This is a genomic window from Celeribacter sp. (genome assembly GCF_048259695.1).
GTDB lineage: Bacteria > Pseudomonadota > Alphaproteobacteria > Rhodobacterales > Rhodobacteraceae > Celeribacter.
The window spans coordinates 150,738-169,607 of sequence record NZ_JBLXHL010000006.1 but is presented as its reverse complement, the minus strand read 5'-3'; the positions used below and the strand labels follow the sequence as shown (position 1 = coordinate 169,607).

Below are 18,870 nucleotides of genomic sequence, written 5' to 3'. Positions count from 1 at the left end.
ACTTACTCCGCTGCTATAGTCTGGGGTTTTGGCTTCGGCGTTGCGCCATGCTCGTATTCCTCAAGAAAATTAAGCACTTCGGCGCGGTAGTTGTAGTAATCCGGATGCTCTAGCAACGCCTTGCGGGTGCGCGGGCGCGGCAGGTTCACATCGGTGATTTTCCCGATGGTGGCCTGCGGGCCGTTGGTCATCATCACCACGCGATCGGCCAGCAAAATGGCCTCGTCCACATCATGGGTGACGCAAATGGCGGTGACTTTGGTGCGCGACCACACCTCCATCAACACCTCTTGCAATTCCCAACGGGTGAGGCTGTCGAGCATCCCGAACGGCTCGTCGAGCAAGAGCAGTTTGGGCGAGAGCGCAAAGGCACGCGCAATCCCGACACGCTGTTTCATGCCGTTGGACATCGACGCCGCCTGCTTGTCCATACTGTCGGCCAGACCCACGCGCTCGAGGTAGTATTCAATCACGTCCTGACGCTCGGCTTGCGAGGCACGCGGGTAGACCTTGTCGACGCCGATGGCCACGTTTTCCTTGGCCGTCAACCACGGGAACAGGTTGGGCGACTGGAACACCACGGCACGTTCGGGGTCGGCCCCGTCAACGTTCCACCCGTCCAGACGAATAGCGCCCCTGGAAATCGGGTTGAGACCCGCGGCCATGGTCAGCACCGTTGATTTTCCGCAACCGGAATGGCCGATCAGGCTGATAAACTCGCCTTTGTTCACTTTGAGATCAAAGTTTTCAACGACCGTAAGCGGGCCTTTCGGGGTTGGATAGATTTTGTGCAGCTGTGAGAAATTGAGGTATTTTTCCTCAAGTCCGCCCTCTTGGGCATTGGCCACCACGGCGGGCACGGAATGGATCGGCGTCACCTGCGGCAACAGCCGTGTATCCTCGGTTTTGGCCGCGATACCAACGTCCATGAGGTACTTTGTGACCTCGGCACGCAGCGCCTTGAACGTTGCATCATCATTCATCGCCCCACGATCACGCGGGCGGGGGATCGTCACCGGAACCGGCGCGCCAAGCGTGCCGTCGGGGTTCAACACAACGATACGGTCGGCGAGCAAAATCGCCTCGTCCACATCGTTGGTGATCAGGATACAGGTCTTTTTATCCTGCTCCCAAATGTCCAGAATTTCGTCGGCCAGATTGGCGCGGGTCAGCGCGTCGAGCGCACTGAGCGGCTCGTCGAGCAACAGCATCTCGGGGTTCATCGCCAACGCGCGGGCGACCGACACCCGTTGGCGCATCCCGCCCGACAACTCCGAGGGACGCCGCGCGGTGGCGTGTGACAGGCCGACCATACTGACATAGTGGTCGATCTTGGCCGTCCGTTCGACCTTGCTCAAGTTTGGGAACACCGCATCGACGGCCAGACCGACATTGCCGCCCACCGTGAGCCACGGCATCAGTGAATAGCTTTGAAACACAAGCCCCCGCTCCGGCCCCGGCCCTTTGACCGGCGCGCCTTTGAATGTCACCGTGCCTGTGTCGGGCATCTCCAGACCCGCGATCAGGTTCATCAACGTGGATTTGCCTGTGCCGGAGAACCCGAGGATGGCGACGAATTCACCCTCTGCGACGTCGAGGTTAATGTTGTCGAGAACCTCGGCACGGTGTGTGCCTGTGCCGAAGCCCTTGGATACGTTTTGAAAACTCAGAATGCTCATGTTGATTTACCGGTTCTCTGAAAAGGTGAACATGGATTGCAGCGCAAACATCACACGGTCGAGCAGGAAGCCGATGATCCCGATGGTAAAGACAGCGACCATGATTTTTGCGAGCGATTGCGAGGAGCCGTTCTGGAACTCGTCCCAGACGAATTTGCCCAATCCGGGGTTTTGCGCGAGCATCTCGGCGGCGATCAGAACCATCCATCCGACACCAAGCGACAGGCGCAAACCGGTAAAGATCAACGGCAAGGCGGAGGGCAGCACCAACTTGGTGATTTTGGCGTAGGTCGACATTTTGAGCACCTTCGAGACGCTCACGAGATCCTTGTCGATGGCCGAGACCCCAAGGGCGGTATTGATCAGGGTCGGCCAGAGCGAACACAGGGTCACGGTGATGGCGGAGACCAGAAAGGATTTGGAAAACATCCCGTCATTGCTTGCGGACACTGCCGAGACGACCATCGTCACGATGGGCAGCCATGCGAGCGGGCTGACGGGTTTGAAAATCTGGATCAGCGGGTTGATGGCGGCATTCGCCGTGGCCGACAGACCCGCAAAGATACCAAGCGGAATGGCAATCAGGGAGGCAATCAAAAAGCCGAAGAACACGGTTTTGATCGAGGTCCAGATTTGCGCGTAATAGGTGGGCTTGCCGGTATAAGCGCGGTCTTTTACGTCCTCGGCGCGTCCATCCGCAATCAGGGCGGCGTTGCGGGTATCCTGACGGTCGTAGAACGCGGCCTCTTTGGCGCGTTCGCGCACGGCGTCGGCGTTGAGGTTGACGGCTTGCTCCCAGACCTGCGCAGGGCCGGGGATGGCGCCGAGCGAGGTTTGCACCGTGGGGGCGAGCACAGACCACGCGCCGAGAAAGATCGCGATGGCCAGAACAGGAACGCCCAATAGCTTCCATATTTCAGAGACTTGCGCACGCGGGTTGTCGCCCGCGGCGGCCTTGAGGATCGGGGTCACCCACGCCAGACCGAACACTTTGAACCAAGCATCGGCTTTGTTGATCCGCGTAAAGCGGCGGGCGCGGCGGGCCTCGGCGGTGAGTGTGTCAGGGTCGATTGCGGTCATGATATAGGCCTCAAGTGGTCAGGAAATGGGAAGTCACATCGTCGTGGTGACATGCGCCGCGACACGGCACGGCACATGCCGGATCGGGTCAGTCCCTGATCTCGTTGCCGACGATGGTTTGCGTGCCTTTGAGGCCGATGGGCAGGCTCTCGAGGTAGGCATTTGGCGTGCGGCCGTCGTAGGCGATGCCGTCGATGATGTCCTCGGCCGGTGTCGGCGCTTTGAACCCGTCACTGTCCCATGGGAAATCGGCCTCGGCGGCCAAACCGTCGTCCACGAGCAAGCGGGCGGCGCTCAGGTAGATGTCGGGGCGATAGATGTCGCGGGCAGTGTCAAAGAACCATTCGTCGGTCTTCGGCTCGGCGATCTGACCCCAACGGCGCATCTGGGTCAGGTACCAAATGGCGTCCGAATAGTAGGGATAGGTCGCGTTGTGGCGAAAGAAGGTGTTGAAGTCGGGAACGGCGCGCACATCGCCCTTTTCATACTCGAACGTGCCCGTCATCGAGTTGGCAATGACGTCGGCATCGGCGCCGACATATTCGGACCGCGACAGAATTTCGACGGCCTCGGCACGGTTGGCATTGTCGTTTTCATCAAGCCACATGGCGGCACGGATCAGGGCCTTGGTCAGGGCGAGCGTGGTGTTGGGATTGGTTTCGGCAAATTCGGCGGTGATCCCGAACACTTTTTCGGGGTTGTTTTTCCACAGCTCGTAATCGGTGATCACCGGCACGCCGATGCCCTTGAACACGGCCTGTTGGTTCCACGGCTCACCGACGCAGTAGCCAAAGATTGTCCCCGCCTCCATGGTCGAGGGCATCTGGGGCGGCGGAGTCACGGAGAGGTAAACATCCGCGCCGATCTGGCCGCTGACGTCCTCGGGGGAATAGTAGCCCGGTTTCAGACCGCCTGCGGCAAGCCAGTAGCGCAATTCGTAATTATGGGTGGAAACCGGAAACACCATGCCCATGTTGAACGCGATGCCTTGGTCTTTGTAGCTTTCAACCACGGGGGCGAGGGCGGCGGCGCTGATCGGGTGTTGCGGGCGGCCATCGTCCATCAGCGGCACGTTCGGCTTCATCTGTTCCCAGATGTCGTTGGACACGGTGATGGCGTTGCCGTTCAGGTCCATCGAGAACGGCGTGATGATATGCGCCTGCGTGCCATACCCGATGGTGGCGGCAATCGGTTGACCCGCAAGCATATGCGCCCCGTCCAACTGACCGTCGATTACACCGTCCAAAAGCACCTTCCAGTTGGCCTGTGCCTCGATCGTGACGTAGAGACCTTCGTCCTCGAAATAGCCCTGTTCATAGGCTACGGCGAGCGGGGCCATGTCGGTCAACTTGATAAACCCGAACGTCAGCTCGTCTTTTTCAAGGTCCAACATCCCGGCCAGTGCCGGTGACGCGATGAGGGCGGTGGACGTGATTAGCCATTTGAAAGTGTTCATAAATTTTGTCCCTGTCGATACGAAAAAAGCCGCACGATTGCTGCACGCGGGAGGAGATGCGTGTACAATCGAGCGGCTTTGCTCTTGAATTCTCTGGTCAACGCCCTTGTTGACCGTGTCGGGCATCGTTGCCCTGTGTTGAGTGTTGCCCGTGAACGTGGCACTGGCAATCCCGTGGATGCTGCATCCGCAACAAACCGCGCCGCATTGCAGCACTGCCTACTTTTTAGGCGCTGTTTTGCTGTCGAAGTCGAAGACTGCACCATCAAAGAAAGTATCAGGCCCCAGAATCAACGCGCCTCTGGTCGAGGCGACGGGTGTGGCGTGGCGCATGGCCCCCTCGACCTTGGATGACACCTCCGGCAGATCAACCCCCATAGGGGCCAAGGCCGCACGGTAGAGATCGGGGCGAAAACACTGCGCGGCGACAGCGGCAGCAGCGGCGCCGGTATTGCCCGCCCCGCTGAGGTGCTGCGCAATCCAGCGCGCCTGACTTTGCCACGGGAAATTCGCGGCCCCGTCATGAAACGCCATGAAGCGGTCAACGGGAACGGGCCCCTGCCCGACCCGCAGCGTCATCCGCCCCGTCAGGGCGGGCTCGATCGCCTGATCGGGCAAATCGAGATGGGCGCTTTGGGCCAGTATCTCGACCGCCAGGGGAATGTTGTGCGGCTGTTCGAGCCACTGCGCGGCTTTATAGACGGCCCGCACCATCGCGCAACAGGTCTCGGGGTGCTGTGAAACCCAATCGTGATGCGCCCCGAGTACCTTTTCAGGTGCAAAGGACCAGATCGCGGCACCGGGAAGAACAAGCGTGGCCCCGCACTGTTGCACCGCAACAGAGCCCCACGGCTCGCCGACACAGAACATATCAATGCGCCCCTCATCGAGAGCGGCCCCCATTTGCGGCGGCGGCACCGTCACCAAATCAATCTTGTCCGGCGTGAACCCGGGATCCTGGCTCAACCAGTATTCAACCAACAAACGGTGCATGGAAAACGCGAACGGCACCCCGATCCGCACAGGTCGCGGTTGCGCCGAAAGAACGGCGGCACTGGTGGATTCCGGGCTGTCAAAGCGGTTGCGCCACCCGCCCGCAGCCATCAATTGCGCAAGGGCATCGGAGACGCCAATCACCGTACCGTTGACGGATAAAACCATAAGCGTATCAATCGGCATGGGCGCCCCGCCCAACCCGAGCGTTGCGGCAACCGGCATGGGCGACAGCATATGGGCAAAGTCGATCTGGCCAAAGGCGAGACGGTCACGCAGAGCGGACCACGAGGGCTGTTGCACCAACGTCAGATCCACCCCCTCCTCGGAGGCAAAGGTGAGTTCCTTGGCGATGATCAGTGGCGCACTGTCGACGAGCGGGAGATAACCGCATGTAACAGAAACGTTTTTCATGCGAGCAGGTCCGCAGCAGTGACAAGGGCGGCGGCGACATCGCCGAGCTTGCGCCCTTGGCTCATGGCGGTTTTGCGCAGCAGGTTATAGGCCTCGTCCTCGGAAAGGCCACGCGCCCGCATCAACAGCCCTTTGGCGCGCTCAATCATCTTTCGGTCACTTAGCGCCCGTTTGGCGGCGTCCAGTTCGGCCTGCATTTTCTGGATCACCTGAAACCGCGCAATCGCCGTTTCCAACACGGGTTTCACACGCGCGGGGTCCAACCCGTTGACGACATAGGCGCTGACCCCCGCCGCAAGGGCGGCTTGTGTCATGGCCGTGTCGGTGTGATCGACGAACATCGCCACGGGGCGCGATTTGGCCCCCGACATCAGGCCGAGATGTTCCAATGTATCGCGGTCCGGATTGGCCAGATCAATCAGGATCAGGTCGGGATCCTGTTGCGTCAGGATCGGTGCAAGTTGCGCCGTGGAGGCAATCACCGTCACATCCGACCACCCGTGCGCCTGCAACGCATCGCTGATGGCGCGGGCACGTGTCGCATCGGGTTCGACGACCAATATGTTCAAGCTTCTACTCACGCCTGACGATTAACCGCTGTCGCCCCGATTGCCCCAAAAGAACGCATCTTTGCCGCCGCGCCCGCGCCCGCTGCCCGTCATTTGCGCGTCCTTGCGGGGCCACGCCCAAAAAACACGCAGATGTAGAATGCGGGCGTCACATAGGGTTCGGGGCGGATGTGGCAACGGGAAAGATGCGCAACAGCGTATTGGCGGTCAGCGACGGTGTCGTCAGCACAAGGGCCTGATCACCCCGTTCAAACGCCAGACCGGAGGCCTTGGCACAGGCCGCGACCACGTTCATGTCGCGCGCCACAAAATCCATGCCCGCAATGCCCGCAAGCGGCTCGTCACGCACCGAATCCGGCAGCGGGCCGATGCTGTGTTCGAACGCCTCCGCCGTCAGGACGCGCAACACGCCATTGGCGGTGTCATACTGGAACCCGCCGTCCAACGTCTTGTAACCGCTATACAAACCACCAAACCGTTCGGTCAGGGTGGCATGATGGACAAGAGGCGCAACAATCGACACACCGCGGATGCCACAGACGGTGTTGGGATGCTCCAACCAGTCCGGCACATAGATCAATTCGGGGCGATGCTGTTGGCATAAAAAGAACGACAACCGTGGAAACTGCGCGTCTGGCAAAAGGGCAAGCGTGGTTTTCGTACGCCCCTGCGTGCCATCGGGAAGCGTCACATCGCGTCCGAATTCCAAATGCCCCGCAACATGCATCCCGACGGTTTCGGCGTGTCGGGCATCCGCCACCGAATTGGTGCTGTGCAAGGCGCAAAGGGCGACGCCTTCGCGGACCTGAAGATGGTCGAACACATGGCGCCCGAACCGGAACGCCCCCGCAGGCACCTCATCCAGTAACCTGTCATCATAAATGCCCATAATCTCCAAAAGGCAGCCGTCAAACATCGCAAGGCTCGTACTGGTCCCCCACGGATGTTTGCCGATGGCGGTCATGTTGAACCCGAGCGACACGAGCCGCCCGCGCAGCCCCTCGATATCGTGCGTGGCCAACAGCGGATGGTCGATCCCGAACGAGGCGTTCATTGTGTGTCTCCTGTGTGAGGGGCAAACCGCACGCGGGCCGGCCCGCGCAGCGTTGCTTTTGATCCGGCGACGACCCGTCCCGCGGGGACGTCCTCGACAACAATCGATCCGGCGGCAATATTGGCGTTGGCCCCGACCGTGATCGCGCCCAACAATATGGCCCCCGCACCGATCACCGCCCCTGTGCCAACCTGTGGATGGCGGCACGGGCCACTGTCAGTCAAGGTGCTGCCAAGCGTGACATTGTGCCAGATCGACACATCCTCCGCGATCACGGCGGTCTGGCCCGCAACAAACCCCAACCCGTGGTCAAGCCACAGTCCCGCACCGATCTGTGCGGCGGGATGGATATCGGTTGCAAAGACCCGCCCGCAGACGGATTTCAGCGCCAATGCGCAGGTGACATCCCCCGCAGTCCAAAGCTGATGTGCAACACGGTGGGCCATAATCGCCTGTACCCCGCGCGAGAACAACAGCGTCGCGGGCGCGCCCCCGGGTTCAAAGTTGCGCCGTGCGGTCTCCGAGATATCATAGCGCGTCATCTCGGTCAGCCCCGCCGTCCCCGCATAGGTCGCCGCGACGGTGCGCCCGATCGCCTCGCTGTTGCACAACCGCGCAAACAAAGCGCCCGCCAGTTGCGCAAAATCCGCAAACGGGTCCAGATCGAGCATGGCCGCGGCCAATGGCTCGGCGTGCAACACCGCACGCACATCATCGACAAGTGTCATAGCACCCTCCCTACGAGACATAACCGAAAGCGATGCGGGGTTCGGGCGCACTGTCAAGCCAGACACTTTTGCTTGCGGTGTATTCCATCAACGCATCGGTGCCGCTGGAACGCCCGTATCCCGAGCTCAACGACCCGCCGAACGGCGAGGACACATGGATCGCCTTATAGCTGTTGATCCAGAATGTTCCCGCCCGCACAGCCGCAGCCATCCGGTGGGCGCGCCCCACATCCGCCGTCCACACCGCCCCCGCCAACCCGAATTCGGTGGCATTGGCCATCGCAACCGCCTCCGCCTCGTCCGAGAACGCGATCACACTCACCACAGGGCCGAAGATTTCGGTTTGCGCCGCGCGCGCATCGTTTGACAGGCCATGCAGGATCGTGGGCACCACAAAATAACCCTGCGGCGGGCACGTCTCACGGCTTAGCACCGCCGCGCCGTCCGCCTTGGCCGCATTGACCATGTCGGTGACGTGGGTGAACTGGCGCGCATTGCTGATCGGGCCGACCTCGGTTGTCTCGTCCAGGGGATCGCCCAGTTTGATCCGGTTCATCCCCCGCGACAACATCTCGACAAATGCGTCATGGATCGACCTGTGAACCAGTAACCGCGACCCTGCGACACAGCTTTGTCCGGCACCCGAAAAAATCGCGGCCTGCGCCCCGAGACAGGCGTGTTCGAGGTTGGCATCCTCAAACACGATATTGGCCGATTTACCCCCGAGTTCCAAAACAACCGGTTTCAACGCCGCCGCTGCCGCCATTGCCACGCGGCGTCCGGTCTCGGGGGAGCCGACAAAGACCACCTTGCGCACGGCGCGATGCGCAATCGCCGCTTGCCCCGCCGTCGGGCCAAGCCCGCACAGCACATTGACCAGACCACGCGGCAATCCCGCCTGCTCGGCGAGCCTGACAAGCGCCACGGTCGTGACCGGCGTCAACTCGCTCGGTTTGATCACAACCCCGTTGCCCGTGGCGATGGCAGGTGCGATTTGCCACCCCGCCGTAAAGACAGGCGCATTCCACGGGGTGATCTGGAACACAACGCCAAGCGGCTCGCGCAGCGTATAGTTCAAATGCCCCGATGGCACGGGGATCACCGCGCCATGCAATTTATCCGCCCACCCCGCATAATAGGTGAACATCTCCGCAACCTTGGCAATCTCGACACGGCAATCCCGGACCGGTTTGCCCGCGACGATCGCCTCGATCGTGGCAAGCGGATCGATATGGGCCATGACGGCACGTGCCACATCGCACATAATCCGGCCGCGCTGTGCGCCCGTCAGCTCCGTGGCCCATGCGGTTTGCGCCGTTTGCGCCACCTCACAGGCCAGATCGGCCAGAGGCGCGTCCGCATCGGGGTAGGACATCAAAACGCGCCCGGTAAACGGGTCAACCAGATCAATCGGAACACCTGCACCATCGACAAGCACCCCGTTGATCAGGCTTTGGGGCCGCCCCCCGAGCTCAAGCGACGCCATCGCGCGGCGCAATATATCTGTACGGTCCGTCATTTTAGTCTCCCTGTCCGCTACGGGCCACAATGGCGTTGAAATCTGCGCTGTCGGGAATATCCGCCGACCCGTTCAGCCAGATCTGCGCAATCTGCGAGAACCCGTCCAAATCGACACCGGCCTCTTTCGCAAGTGCGAGGGCGAGGCCGACATCCTTGCGCATCAACCCCATCGTGAAACCGGAATCAAAGGCCTCGTTAAGCACCCATTTGGGAAAATTGACCTCGCTGACGCCACTGCGCCCCGACCCCGCATTGATCCCGTCGAGAAGATCGGACGGGCGCACCCCGACCGCCTGTCCCAACCGCACGGCCTCCCCCACCAACACGAGGTTTGCCGCACAAAGCATATTATTTGCGATCTTGGCGGCGTGACCCGCACCCGAACCGCCAACCACCACGGTTTTTGCGGTCAAAATATCCAGAACCGGCCGCAACGCCGCAATGGCACCGGCATCGCCGCCCAACAGCATGGTCATGGTTCCGGCATGGGCCGCCGCAGGGCCGCCGCTCACCGGACCATCCACAAAGAAAAACGCCCGATCCGCGCCCTCCGTTGCCCCTTGTGTCCCCCCCTGCGCCGACAGGGTTTGCGAGGTGGCGGGTTCAGACGTCGAGGTGTCCAGAATGATCGCCCCCGCCCGTAGATCAGGGATCATATCGGCCATCACCGCCGCCACGACCGCGGCCTTTGGCAGTGACAGCACAATGATGTCGGATGCCTGCGCCACCTGCGCGGGTGTGCTCACACACACCGCCCCGAGATCACGCATACGATCAAGGGTCGCGGGATCGGGATCATAACAGGTCAGCGCCAGACCCTTGTCCAAAAGCTGCGCCGCCATACCGCCCCCCATATTGCCGCATCCGATCATTCCAAGCTGCATCTGTGCGCTCCTTTGCATATGTGCCAAACCGACTATGCCGCAGCTCGGGCCAACGCAAAATATGTCACTGTGGAGGGTTTTGTTGCATCCGGCGCAACACCGTCCGGATCAGGCAAACGCAGTCAGGCAAACGCAGACATGGATTTCAGGTGCCGGATCAACAGATGAGCGGCCTGTGGCAGCTTTCGCCCCTCCTTGCGCACGAGCGAGGACACGCCGTCCGCAAACACAGCCCCGCAAACCGGACGCACCACAAAGGTCTGCACCGACACTTCGCTTTCCACCACAAAGCGCGGCAGGATCGTACAGCCCATATCATTGCGCACAAAGGCCTTGAGCGCCGCAATCGATCCCGTCTCGACCACCGCACGAAGCCGGACCCCGTGTTTGATCTCGGCGGCGCTGATCATTGCGCCGATACCAAAGCTTTGGGGCGGGATGGCACAGCCGATAGTGGCAAGCGCCGCCAGATCAAGCGGTGCCTGCATATCATAGGCGCCCCCGCGCTTGACCAAGGCCACCAGAGGCTGCGTTGCCGATGTCACAACCCTGATCTGCGGATCATTGGCGCTGTTATAGGCCAACCCCAAATGGGCCTGATCCGAGGCAACCTGATGCATGACATGCTCGGTGGACCCGACCGTGAGGGAATAGGTGATATCGGGATAGAGGGCGCAAAACGCGGCCAGTGCATTGTCAAACAGATCCCCGACAAAGCCCTCGCCCACGGCAATGGCCACCTTACCCCGCTTCATATTCGCAAGGGCGTCAAATTCGGACCGAAGCAGGTCCAACGCCTCGTCCTGACGCGATAAAAACGCAACGAGCAACTGTCCGGCCTGTGTCGCCCGCACGCCGGAACGGCCACGCTCGACAAGGGAGGCCGCAAGCGCACGCTCCAACGCCGTGATGTTGCGACTGATGGTGGAGGGCTCCAACGCAAGCTGTTCGGCCGCGGCACGGATCGTTCCGTGCTGAACCGCCGCGAGAAAACACGCCGTTTGCCGTGGATCGAGATTTCGCATTCGCCGCCCCTTGCGCAACACCAGACCCAATAACAATGCGCCAAATGCAACGAATGCAAGCCCTTTTGCACCCGCCCCGCCGTGCCACGACGGGCGGGTGCGGGTCAAGGACGGATCAGACCCAAAGGCGCAAGCAGACCAAGGCAGGCCGCGCCCCTCTTGCTCTTGCTCTTGCTCTTACCCTGCGCGAGAAGGCGGACGCGCCCCCTGCAATGCCCCTCGCCTAGCCGCCGAAGCCGCGTCCGGCGGTGCCTTTGCCAAACCCGCCGCGCGAGGTGGCCGTGGCGCGGGTCATCGGCGCTTTGCCGGCGGTTGCTGCGGGGCGGCTGAACTGCGACGCGTTCAATTTGGTCGCGCCGGAATTGCCCGAAAACGTGCTTGTACGGGCCGCATTGGTGTATTGGCCACTCTTGGTTTTATACATCGGCTGACTTGCCGAAAGCCCCGAGCGCCCGCTCAACATGCTACCGATCAGATAGCCCGACAAAAGCGGCATAAAGATGCTGCCGGACCCGCCCTGTGACGCACTGGCCTCCGAGCCACATTCGCCCTCACCGTGTTGTTCCTCGCACACCGCAAGGCTGTCATAGCGCGGCGCGGCCTCAAGGTGCAGCGTCTCGGCCTCGGCCACCGCCGTTTCGCAATCCTGCGCCGAAAACATGCCCCCCTGCGCGGCATCGGCGATACAGGTTTGCAGATCGGGAAAGGCCTGCGCATCCACTTGCTCTTCGCGGCAGCCCGCGAGGGTGAATGCGGTGGCACCAAGGATGGCGATGGCGACGCGGTTGGAACGTTTGGTCATGACTGTTCTGCCTTTTGCTCGGGTCGGTTCGGGCGATTATTCGGGTGTAATATAATGCGGCTTGAACCGCGAGAGGTCTTGGGTGATGCGTGATTGGTCCTCGCGGATGCCAATGCCCGCACAGGCCTCGCCGACGATCCACGCGCCGATCACCGGGCGAAAGCCGTCAAACTGCGGCAAGGGCGCGTAGGCCTGAAGCACGCGGGGGTGCGCGGCGTAATCGGTGTTTTGCGCCTGTTCGATGACTTTACCCGCCTTGAGGATCGACACCGATGCGCCTTCGCGTGACAAAATCGGTTTGGTCACATGGCCCGCGTGCAACGTTTCTGCGGCCCGCGCGAACGCCTGTGCCACATGATCCGCCGCCGCGCCCCGTCCCGCGACGGCCTCGGCGACATCCTCCTCAAAGAACGCGGGCAACAGGTTGGGATGGCCCTCGAACATCTGCCACAACACCGGCAACAGCCCCTTGTTGGACAACAGCGCCTTCCATGCGGGCTCCACAAACAGGCACTGTGACGCGGCGATGTGGTCGGCGTAATCGTCGCGTAACAGATCTTCCCACGGGTAGAGTTTGAACAGGGTGCCGATCACGCGGTCCTCGTTGTCCAGAAACTGGCCCTCGTCACTCAACGCGATCTGTTCAAGGTCACAGTAATGCGCGCCCAATCCCGCCTCGCGGGCGGCCCACCCCATGGCCTCGACCGTGGCGTAGTCTTCGGGATTGCCGCTCACGGCGGTGAAATGCAATTGGGTTTCGGGCGGGAACACGGCGGCGAACCGCGCGACAAGCGCCTCGTGGATGCCGTTGAACTGGTCGCTGCCCGCGGCCAGAACGCCTGCGGCCAACTGGTCCTCGAACCACTGCCACTGGAACGCGGCGCTCTCGTAGAGCGAGGTCGGCGTGTCAGCGTTGTATTCCAACAGTTTCGCGGGGCTTTTGCCATCATAGGCAAAATCAAACCGCCCGTAAATTTCGGGATCATTCCGCCGCCAGCTTTCGGCCACCAGATCGCGGTGCGCCTCGGGAATGGCCAGACGGTCGAGCAATTCCTCGCTGTTCAAAATATGCCCGACGGCCTCGCGACACATCGCGTGTAGCGCGGTGGCGGGATCTTCGAGGTCGGTTTCGACCTGTTCGAGAGACAGCGCATAGGCCGATGTTTCGTCCCAATAGGGCGCGCCATGCATATCGGCAAAGGTAAAGCCGACCTCCTGTGCGTGTTCACGCCAATCGGGCCGTTCGGGCAAAGTGATTTTGTGCAACGCGGGTCTCCTCATCGTCTCCCTGACATGTACGGGGTTTAGCGCGCGGATGCCAGACACACGATGGCCTGCGCCGTAATGCCACCCCGGGCCACCATAGAACTGGACGCTCCTTCGGGATTGGAATACAATTCGTGCAGCATTTTCAAAAATCTGGGGGATTTTATGATGCTCTACCGTTTTGCATTACCTGCGCTTCTGGTCCTGTCGGCCTGTGTGACGTCCGAGCCGAATGGCGCAGGACAGGATTTTTCCATCCTGCAACCCTATCAGGCGACCCATAGTGTCGCGAGGGGTGTTGCCCCTGCGGGGTATCCCGCCGTAGGCTATGCGCCCCCCGTAGGCTATGCGCCCCCTGTGGCCAACATCCGGCCGGTCGCCTATGGCATGTCCGCGCCCTCTTATGGTGATGAGGATCTGGTCGATGCGATGACCCGTGCCGTGCGCAGCTGCGCCGCACTTGGCGGGGCCTTGCGCCATGAAAGCCAAAGCGTGGCCAGTTGCACACACTCTGCTGCCAATGGACAACCGGTCACGGATTATTATTCGACCGTATCACGCTAAGCCACCTGTTGCGGTCCACACCCGTGACCTGATCACAAACGCGCGGCCCCGAAAGGGGGCGTGAGTTTGGTGTCGCGTGACCGGTTTATCGGATGGCCGGCTTATCGGATGGCCGGATTGTCGTGTGATGAGCCTAAGGTACGCATAGTATTCCGTGGTTCCCTGCTTTCGTGCGACACACGGCGGCGGCAAAAGCTTCCGCGCCCTAGAACTCCCCCTAGAACTCCATCGTCATCGTCAAGCCAACCCTGTCCCGCGACACCTGCGGCTCGAAGGTCATCCGGCGCTCTTGCATGTTCTGGTTGGTCTGCCAAAGCACTTCGCCGATCCCAAGCCCCAAAAGCGTACCCGCCGCCATATCCGACACCCAGTGGCGATGCCCGCGGATATTGGACGCGGCAAGCACCGTGGCCAGACCATACGGCACCCACGAATTGTCATAGCTGCGCGACACCACATGGGCGACGGAGAAATATTGGGTAAAGTGGTAGGACGGCATCGAGGAGCCATAGCCATCGGCGGTCAAAGACACGCCACTATGGTTGCCGAAATCAAGCGGATCCGTGGTGAACACATCCCCCTCCTGATCGCCGCGAGCCGACAGATCGGCATAGGGACGTTTGCGCCCGAAGGCGGTTTTCAATACAACCTGCGTTGTCACAAACGAATAGGCCATCGCCTTGGCCGACAGGATCGCGGCGCGTTGCGCACGGGTGTCATCCGCGACAAGACCGTAACCGTACAGCCCCGCAACCCCCGTGATCAGCCACCAATCCTCGTCCACCAGACCCGCAATATCCAGTTTATCGGTCAACGGGTGCGATGGCAGGGCAAACCCGTCAAGCGCGGTTTCCACGTGGTCCTGATAGAACTCGGTCACTGGGCGATCAACGAGGATCAATGCGCCGATGCCAAGCGCCCCCCACATAAATTCGCGTTTATAATCAAGGGGCATCCGCACAAGGGCCGTGATCTCCGGTCCGATGCTTTGCCCCGCTTCGCGCAACACATAGCCCGATGTCTGCCAACGGGTTTGCGACATCCCGTCGACCACGGCGAACTGGTCCGTGCGGTCTTGTGCCTGTGCATCCGTGACGGGCAGCCCCCCGAGCACCGCAGCACACGCCAACATCAGCCCCGCCGTAACGTTTGAAAATCCCATAGGTGTCCCTGCCCGTCTCATGTTTTGTCCAATCGACTGTTTCATCAGTCGTCTTTTGTCAAAACGTTACCACCACCTTGGCCTGCGCCAAAGCATTTCGAGAGGAACAGATCATTGCGCCGCAAAGCGTTGCATCCACGACAGCACGCAAAACCGGCGTATTTCATGCCAACCCTGCGCAAAAGGCGCCGAAACGGAGGGGGTTAAAGCGCGGGAGCCATCGCCGGAGCACACCCCGCCGTCATCGCCCCACTGTGGTCCGGCATAGCCAAAAGCGCCTCAAGACCCGCGTTGTCCTGCACGAGGTCCTCCACCGTAAGCTCGTCGAGAACCGCATAGAACGCCGCCAACCCCGCCAAAAGCGCATCGCGCAACCGGCAGGCCGATTTCAACGGACAGGTATTTTCCGCCCCGTCGAAACATTCGGCAAAGGGGGTGCCGGCCTCGAAATGGCGAAACACCTCACCCACGGAAATCAGGGACGCAGGGCGGGCCAGTTCCAGACCGCCGGCCCGACCCCGTATGGTTTTGATAAACCCCTCGGCGGCCAACAGATGCACCACTTGCGCCAGATGGTTCTCGGACGCATTGGTCGCCCGCGCGATCTCGGCACGGCGCACCATATGATCCGAATTGACGGCGCAGGCCATGAGAGTACGGATGGCAAGGTTGGTGCGAATGGTAACGCGCATAAAGCTGACTTTCGTTGGACCGGTTACATCGCTCGTAACGATCTGCACGCGGCGCGACCTTGATTTATGTCAGATACACCTTTCGGGGCGCGGATTTCAGACCCGCGTCAGGACGCGAAAAATGCCGGATCAAACGCCATGCACAGCACCGCGTCGCCCGCCCCTTTGACCCGCAACTCATCTCCGTCAAGCACCACATCACGCACGCGGCCGAACCCGTCGGGGGCATCAAACACCGCAATGGCGTGGCGCATCGTGTGGGTGACATCCGCACCTAACGCGAGCGCCGTGGCCGCGCCCTCGGCGGCGATGGCATTGTCACCACAGGCCGCCGCATGGCCGAGCGCCCCCGCCGCACAGCCGTCCTCAAGGCCCAACACACCCGTGTGGCGTCCGTCCCACGGGGCGTAATCACGTCCGCCGTTGGACAGCCAGAGCATTGTGACCGGCGCCACGCGGGCGTCTTTGAGCACCACGATAATGTCGCCCTCCGCCGAACGGGACAGCGCCGTCCACCCCAGTGCGGCCCCCCCGGCCTCGACCAATGTCACGAAATCCTCATGGCCCGTAGCGCCGGGATAGCGGGTCAGGTCAAACACGCCGCCGCCCTGCGCCGGAAAGGCGGTCAGATCCGTGGTGCGGGCCGGATAGGCCAACAGATGCGCAGGTTCCAACGCAGGGGCCGTGGTCAACGCGACGCGTTTGGGCGAAAACGCCAAATGCCCGCCCGCCTCCATGCGAAACATCGGATGATGGGCAAAGGTCAGATCGCCCTGCCCGCCGCAAATCTCGTGGGTCTGGTACAAAACGGCCTCGCCCGTGCGCAGCCCGAGCGTCTTGCTCACGCGTGCGCCCATGACATCGCGGTCAAGCGTCAAACGGATTTCGGCGTGATCGTCGTCTTGCGAGCGCGTCACACCCGACCAATGCGAATTGGCCGTCCACCCGTGGTTCGGCGCGTCGACCACATCCGAGGCCCCAAAGGGCGCGGCAAAGAAATCCCCCGCAAGGTGCTGATCAACCGGCGCACCCGCCAATGGCGCGGCATCGGTGCCAACCCAATGCGCCGTGTGCAGAATTTCGCGCCCCGCCACCAAAAAGCGGCGGATATTGCCGAGCGCAGGGTCAAGCGCAATCTCGCAGCCCCCCGCGGTGATCCGCGCCCAATCGGTCATCGGAATGATGCGTCCCCGCCGTGATCCCCGCCGTGATCCCCGCCGTGATCGTCGTCCTGATCCTCGCGGGTCAACGCCTGTCCGCGAAACCCCGTTGCGACAACAAACTTTTCGGAACTGTCCGAGCGCGAGGCAGGTGGCTTGATATGCAGGACCTTTTCGAAATTCTGTTTGAGCAACTTTTGCAAATCACCCTCGGCGCCCCCCGCAAGCACCTTGGCCACGAATGTGCCGCCCGGGCTCAGGACGTCAAACGCCAGATAGGCCGCGGCTTCGCACAGGGCCATAATGCGGTTGTGGTCGGTCTGTTTGTGCCCCGAGGCCGAGGCCGCCATGTCCGACATCACCACATCAGCCTCGCCACCCAGCCATGCCTTGACCTTATCGTCCGCACCATCCTCCATGAAATCGAGCGTATGGACCTCGGCCCCCGCAATCGGCTCGATATCCTGAAGATCGACGCCAAGCACGGTGCCGATCTTTTTGCCGGACTTGTCGCCCAGGGCATTGACGCGGCGCACCGCGACCTGACACCACCCGCCCGGCGCACAGCCCAGATCGACAACCCGCGCCCCGGGCACGAGAAAGCGGAATTTGTCGTCCAGCTCAAGGATCTTGAACGCGGCGCGTCCGCGGTAGCCTTCGGCCTTGGCGCGTTTCACGTACGGGTCGTTGAGCTGACGCTCCAACCAAAGGGTGGAGGACAATTTGCGCCCGCGTGCGGTTTTGACTTTGACGCGCAAATCGCGTGCGCCGCGACCGGATGATTTCTTGGGTGGCATGATAAACGTGGTCCTTTTCCTTGGCCCGCTTATAGCAGGCTCGCGCGAAAGGATGAAAGGGCTTACCTCAGGCAAGCCCTTTGCGGTGTTTTACGGTACGGCCAACGCCCTAGCCAAACGCTTTCAGCCGCTTCATCAGGCTCGAGGTGTCCCAACGCCCGCCGCCCATTTTCTGGACGTCCTTGTAAAACTGGTCGACAAGCGCCGTCACCGGCAGGCTTGCGCCGACATCATCGCCCGCTTGCAAGCAAATCGCCAGATCCTTGCGCATCCAGTCGACCGCAAAGCCGTGCTCATACTCGTCCGCCAACATCGTCTTGTGGCGGTTGACCATCTGCCATGATCCGGCGGCCCCGCCCGATATCACCTCGACCAACGCCTCACCATCCAGGCCGGATTTCTCCGCCAGATGCAGCGCCTCGGACAGGCCTTGCATCAGGCCCGCGATGCAGATCTGGTTGCACATCTTGGCCGTCTGTCCCATGCCGACCTCGCCCAGACGTTTTACGGTTTTGCCGTAGGCCGCCATGACCGGTTCCGCCGCCGCGTAATGGGCCTGCGCCCCGCCGCACATCACCGACAAGACACCGTTTTCGGCGCCCGCCTGTCCCCCCGACACGGGCGCATCGACATAGCCGAGCCCCGCCGCCTGCGCCACAACCGCCAGTTCGCGGGTGACAAGGGCCGACACCGTGGTGTGATCGACAAAAATCGCGCCCGCTTTCATCCCCGCAAAGGCGCCATCTGCGCCAAGGCACACCGCCCGCAAATCGTCATCGTTGCCGACACAGGCCATGACGAAATCACAGCCCGCCGCGGCCTCGCGCGGCGTGGTGGCCGACCCGCCTTTATGGTCTGCGGCCCATCCTTTGGCTTTGGCCTCTGTGCGGTTGAACACCGTAACCTCATGTCCTGCGGCTTCCAGATGGCCCGCCATCGGATAGCCCATGACGCCCAACCCCAAAAATGCTACTTTTGCCATGTCTCTCGATGTCCTTTTCCATTGCGCACAGGTGTGCTTTAA

18 protein-coding genes are annotated in these 18,870 nt (G+C 61.6%); 1 reads left to right on the top strand and 17 read right to left on the bottom strand.

The features are described 5' to 3' along the window. Positions 1–2 precede the first annotated feature (2 nt). The 12 genes from ACN0Q0_RS12745 to ACN0Q0_RS12690 all read right to left on the bottom strand — a co-directional run bounded on the left by ACN0Q0_RS12745 (position 3) and on the right by ACN0Q0_RS12690 (position 13,471). Complete coding sequence (locus ACN0Q0_RS12745) at positions 3–1,679, bottom strand: ABC transporter ATP-binding protein (RefSeq protein WP_417243778.1); 1,677 nt, start codon at positions 1,677–1,679, stop codon at positions 3–5. A gap of 6 nt (positions 1,680–1,685) precedes the next feature. After that, positions 1,686–2,759 (bottom strand): ABC transporter permease, encoded by a 1,074-nt coding sequence (locus tag ACN0Q0_RS12740; RefSeq protein WP_417243777.1) that lies wholly within the window; start codon positions 2,757–2,759, stop codon positions 1,686–1,688. An 88-nt stretch (positions 2,760–2,847) separates the two neighbouring features. After that, positions 2,848–4,215 (bottom strand): CmpA/NrtA family ABC transporter substrate-binding protein, encoded by a 1,368-nt coding sequence (locus ACN0Q0_RS12735; RefSeq protein WP_417243776.1) that lies wholly within the window; start codon positions 4,213–4,215, stop codon positions 2,848–2,850. Positions 4,216–4,434: 219 nt separating this feature from the next. After that, a complete protein-coding gene (locus ACN0Q0_RS12730) occupies positions 4,435–5,622 on the bottom strand; it encodes a CmpA/NrtA family ABC transporter substrate-binding protein (protein ID WP_417243775.1) in 1,188 nt (395 codons plus the stop codon). Beyond that, on the bottom strand, positions 5,619–6,203 hold the full coding sequence (locus ACN0Q0_RS12725) for an ANTAR domain-containing response regulator (RefSeq protein WP_417243774.1): 585 nt from the start codon (positions 6,201–6,203) through the stop codon (positions 5,619–5,621). Before ACN0Q0_RS12725 ends, ACN0Q0_RS12730 begins: the two co-directional genes overlap by 4 nt. A 136-nt stretch (positions 6,204–6,339) precedes the next feature. Next, positions 6,340–7,245: a VOC family protein gene (locus ACN0Q0_RS12720; RefSeq protein ID WP_417243773.1), complete on the bottom strand. Its 906-nt coding sequence runs from the start codon at positions 7,243–7,245 to the stop codon at positions 6,340–6,342. Further along, positions 7,242–7,973, bottom strand: coding sequence for a serine O-acetyltransferase (locus ACN0Q0_RS12715; protein ID WP_417243772.1), 732 nt, complete (start codon positions 7,971–7,973; stop codon positions 7,242–7,244). The genes ACN0Q0_RS12720 and ACN0Q0_RS12715 overlap by 4 nt, the downstream gene beginning before the upstream one ends. A 10-nt stretch (positions 7,974–7,983) precedes the next feature. Beyond that, positions 7,984–9,492 carry an aldehyde dehydrogenase family protein gene (locus ACN0Q0_RS12710; RefSeq protein WP_417243771.1) on the bottom strand — a complete coding sequence of 503 codons (1,509 nt, stop codon included), beginning with the start codon at positions 9,490–9,492 and terminating at the stop codon, positions 7,984–7,986. Position 9,493: 1 nt separating this feature from the next. Beyond that, the gene (locus tag ACN0Q0_RS12705; RefSeq protein WP_417243770.1) at positions 9,494–10,396 is read right to left on the bottom strand and encodes an NAD(P)-dependent oxidoreductase; all 903 of its coding nucleotides are present in this window, start codon (positions 10,394–10,396) and stop codon (positions 9,494–9,496) included. Between the two features lie 104 nt (positions 10,397–10,500). Next, entirely contained in the window at positions 10,501–11,403 is a 903-nt protein-coding gene (locus ACN0Q0_RS12700) for a LysR family transcriptional regulator (RefSeq protein ID WP_417243769.1), read from the bottom strand. A gap of 223 nt (positions 11,404–11,626) precedes the next feature. Next, a complete protein-coding gene (locus tag ACN0Q0_RS12695; RefSeq protein ID WP_417243768.1) occupies positions 11,627–12,205 on the bottom strand; it encodes a DUF1190 domain-containing protein in 579 nt (192 codons plus the stop codon). Positions 12,206–12,241: 36 nt separating this feature from the next. Next, positions 12,242–13,471: a glutathionylspermidine synthase family protein gene (locus ACN0Q0_RS12690; protein ID WP_417243767.1), complete on the bottom strand. Its 1,230-nt coding sequence runs from the start codon at positions 13,469–13,471 to the stop codon at positions 12,242–12,244. A 165-nt stretch (positions 13,472–13,636) separates the two neighbouring features. On the opposite strand from ACN0Q0_RS12690, the gene ACN0Q0_RS12685 reads away from it, so the two are divergent. Further along, positions 13,637–14,035 (top strand): hypothetical protein, encoded by a 399-nt coding sequence (locus tag ACN0Q0_RS12685; protein ID WP_417243766.1) that lies wholly within the window; start codon positions 13,637–13,639, stop codon positions 14,033–14,035. A gap of 217 nt (positions 14,036–14,252) precedes the next feature. Here the strand turns inward: ACN0Q0_RS12685 and ACN0Q0_RS12680 are convergent, their stop codons facing one another. From ACN0Q0_RS12680 to ACN0Q0_RS12660, 5 genes are all read right to left on the bottom strand, one after another. Beyond that, positions 14,253–15,242 (bottom strand): phosphatase PAP2 family protein, encoded by a 990-nt coding sequence (locus ACN0Q0_RS12680; protein WP_417243765.1) that lies wholly within the window; start codon positions 15,240–15,242, stop codon positions 14,253–14,255. 158 nt (positions 15,243–15,400) lie between these two features. After that, the gene (locus ACN0Q0_RS12675; protein ID WP_417243827.1) at positions 15,401–15,889 is read right to left on the bottom strand and encodes an RrF2 family transcriptional regulator; all 489 of its coding nucleotides are present in this window, start codon (positions 15,887–15,889) and stop codon (positions 15,401–15,403) included. A 107-nt stretch (positions 15,890–15,996) separates the two neighbouring features. Further along, positions 15,997–17,064 carry a hypothetical protein gene (locus ACN0Q0_RS12670; protein WP_417243764.1) on the bottom strand — a complete coding sequence of 356 codons (1,068 nt, stop codon included), beginning with the start codon at positions 17,062–17,064 and terminating at the stop codon, positions 15,997–15,999. Next, positions 17,061–17,846: an RlmE family RNA methyltransferase gene (locus tag ACN0Q0_RS12665; protein ID WP_417243763.1), complete on the bottom strand. Its 786-nt coding sequence runs from the start codon at positions 17,844–17,846 to the stop codon at positions 17,061–17,063. Before ACN0Q0_RS12665 ends, ACN0Q0_RS12670 begins: the two co-directional genes overlap by 4 nt. A 109-nt stretch (positions 17,847–17,955) precedes the next feature. After that, a complete protein-coding gene (locus tag ACN0Q0_RS12660) occupies positions 17,956–18,828 on the bottom strand; it encodes an NAD(P)-dependent oxidoreductase (protein ID WP_417243762.1) in 873 nt (290 codons plus the stop codon). Positions 18,829–18,870 lie beyond the last annotated feature (42 nt).

Excerpts from the sequence above, each read along its gene's own strand:
- ACN0Q0_RS12745 (WP_417243778.1), bottom strand. The coding sequence starts at position 1,679 with ATGAGCATTCTGAGTTTTCAAAACGTATCCAAGGGCTTCGGCACAGGC.
- ACN0Q0_RS12740 (WP_417243777.1), bottom strand. The coding sequence starts at position 2,759 with ATGACCGCAATCGACCCTGACACACTCACCGCCGAGGCCCGCCGCGCC.
- ACN0Q0_RS12735 (WP_417243776.1), bottom strand. The coding sequence starts at position 4,215 with ATGAACACTTTCAAATGGCTAATCACGTCCACCGCCCTCATCGCGTCA.
- ACN0Q0_RS12730 (WP_417243775.1), bottom strand. The coding sequence starts at position 5,622 with ATGAAAAACGTTTCTGTTACATGCGGTTATCTCCCGCTCGTCGACAGT.
- ACN0Q0_RS12720 (WP_417243773.1), bottom strand. The coding sequence starts at position 7,245 with ATGAACGCCTCGTTCGGGATCGACCATCCGCTGTTGGCCACGCACGAT.
- ACN0Q0_RS12715 (WP_417243772.1), bottom strand. The coding sequence starts at position 7,973 with ATGACACTTGTCGATGATGTGCGTGCGGTGTTGCACGCCGAGCCATTG.
- ACN0Q0_RS12710 (WP_417243771.1), bottom strand. The coding sequence starts at position 9,492 with ATGACGGACCGTACAGATATATTGCGCCGCGCGATGGCGTCGCTTGAG.
- ACN0Q0_RS12705 (WP_417243770.1), bottom strand. The coding sequence starts at position 10,396 with ATGCAAAGGAGCGCACAGATGCAGCTTGGAATGATCGGATGCGGCAAT.
- ACN0Q0_RS12700 (WP_417243769.1), bottom strand. The coding sequence starts at position 11,403 with ATGCGAAATCTCGATCCACGGCAAACGGCGTGTTTTCTCGCGGCGGTT.
- ACN0Q0_RS12695 (WP_417243768.1), bottom strand. The coding sequence starts at position 12,205 with ATGACCAAACGTTCCAACCGCGTCGCCATCGCCATCCTTGGTGCCACC.
- ACN0Q0_RS12685 (WP_417243766.1), top strand. The coding sequence starts at position 13,637 with ATGATGCTCTACCGTTTTGCATTACCTGCGCTTCTGGTCCTGTCGGCC.
- ACN0Q0_RS12680 (WP_417243765.1), bottom strand. The coding sequence starts at position 15,242 with ATGAAACAGTCGATTGGACAAAACATGAGACGGGCAGGGACACCTATG.
- ACN0Q0_RS12675 (WP_417243827.1), bottom strand. The coding sequence starts at position 15,889 with ATGCGCGTTACCATTCGCACCAACCTTGCCATCCGTACTCTCATGGCC.
- ACN0Q0_RS12670 (WP_417243764.1), bottom strand. The coding sequence starts at position 17,064 with ATGACCGATTGGGCGCGGATCACCGCGGGGGGCTGCGAGATTGCGCTT.
- ACN0Q0_RS12665 (WP_417243763.1), bottom strand. The coding sequence starts at position 17,846 with ATGCCACCCAAGAAATCATCCGGTCGCGGCGCACGCGATTTGCGCGTC.
- ACN0Q0_RS12660 (WP_417243762.1), bottom strand. The coding sequence starts at position 18,828 with ATGGCAAAAGTAGCATTTTTGGGGTTGGGCGTCATGGGCTATCCGATG.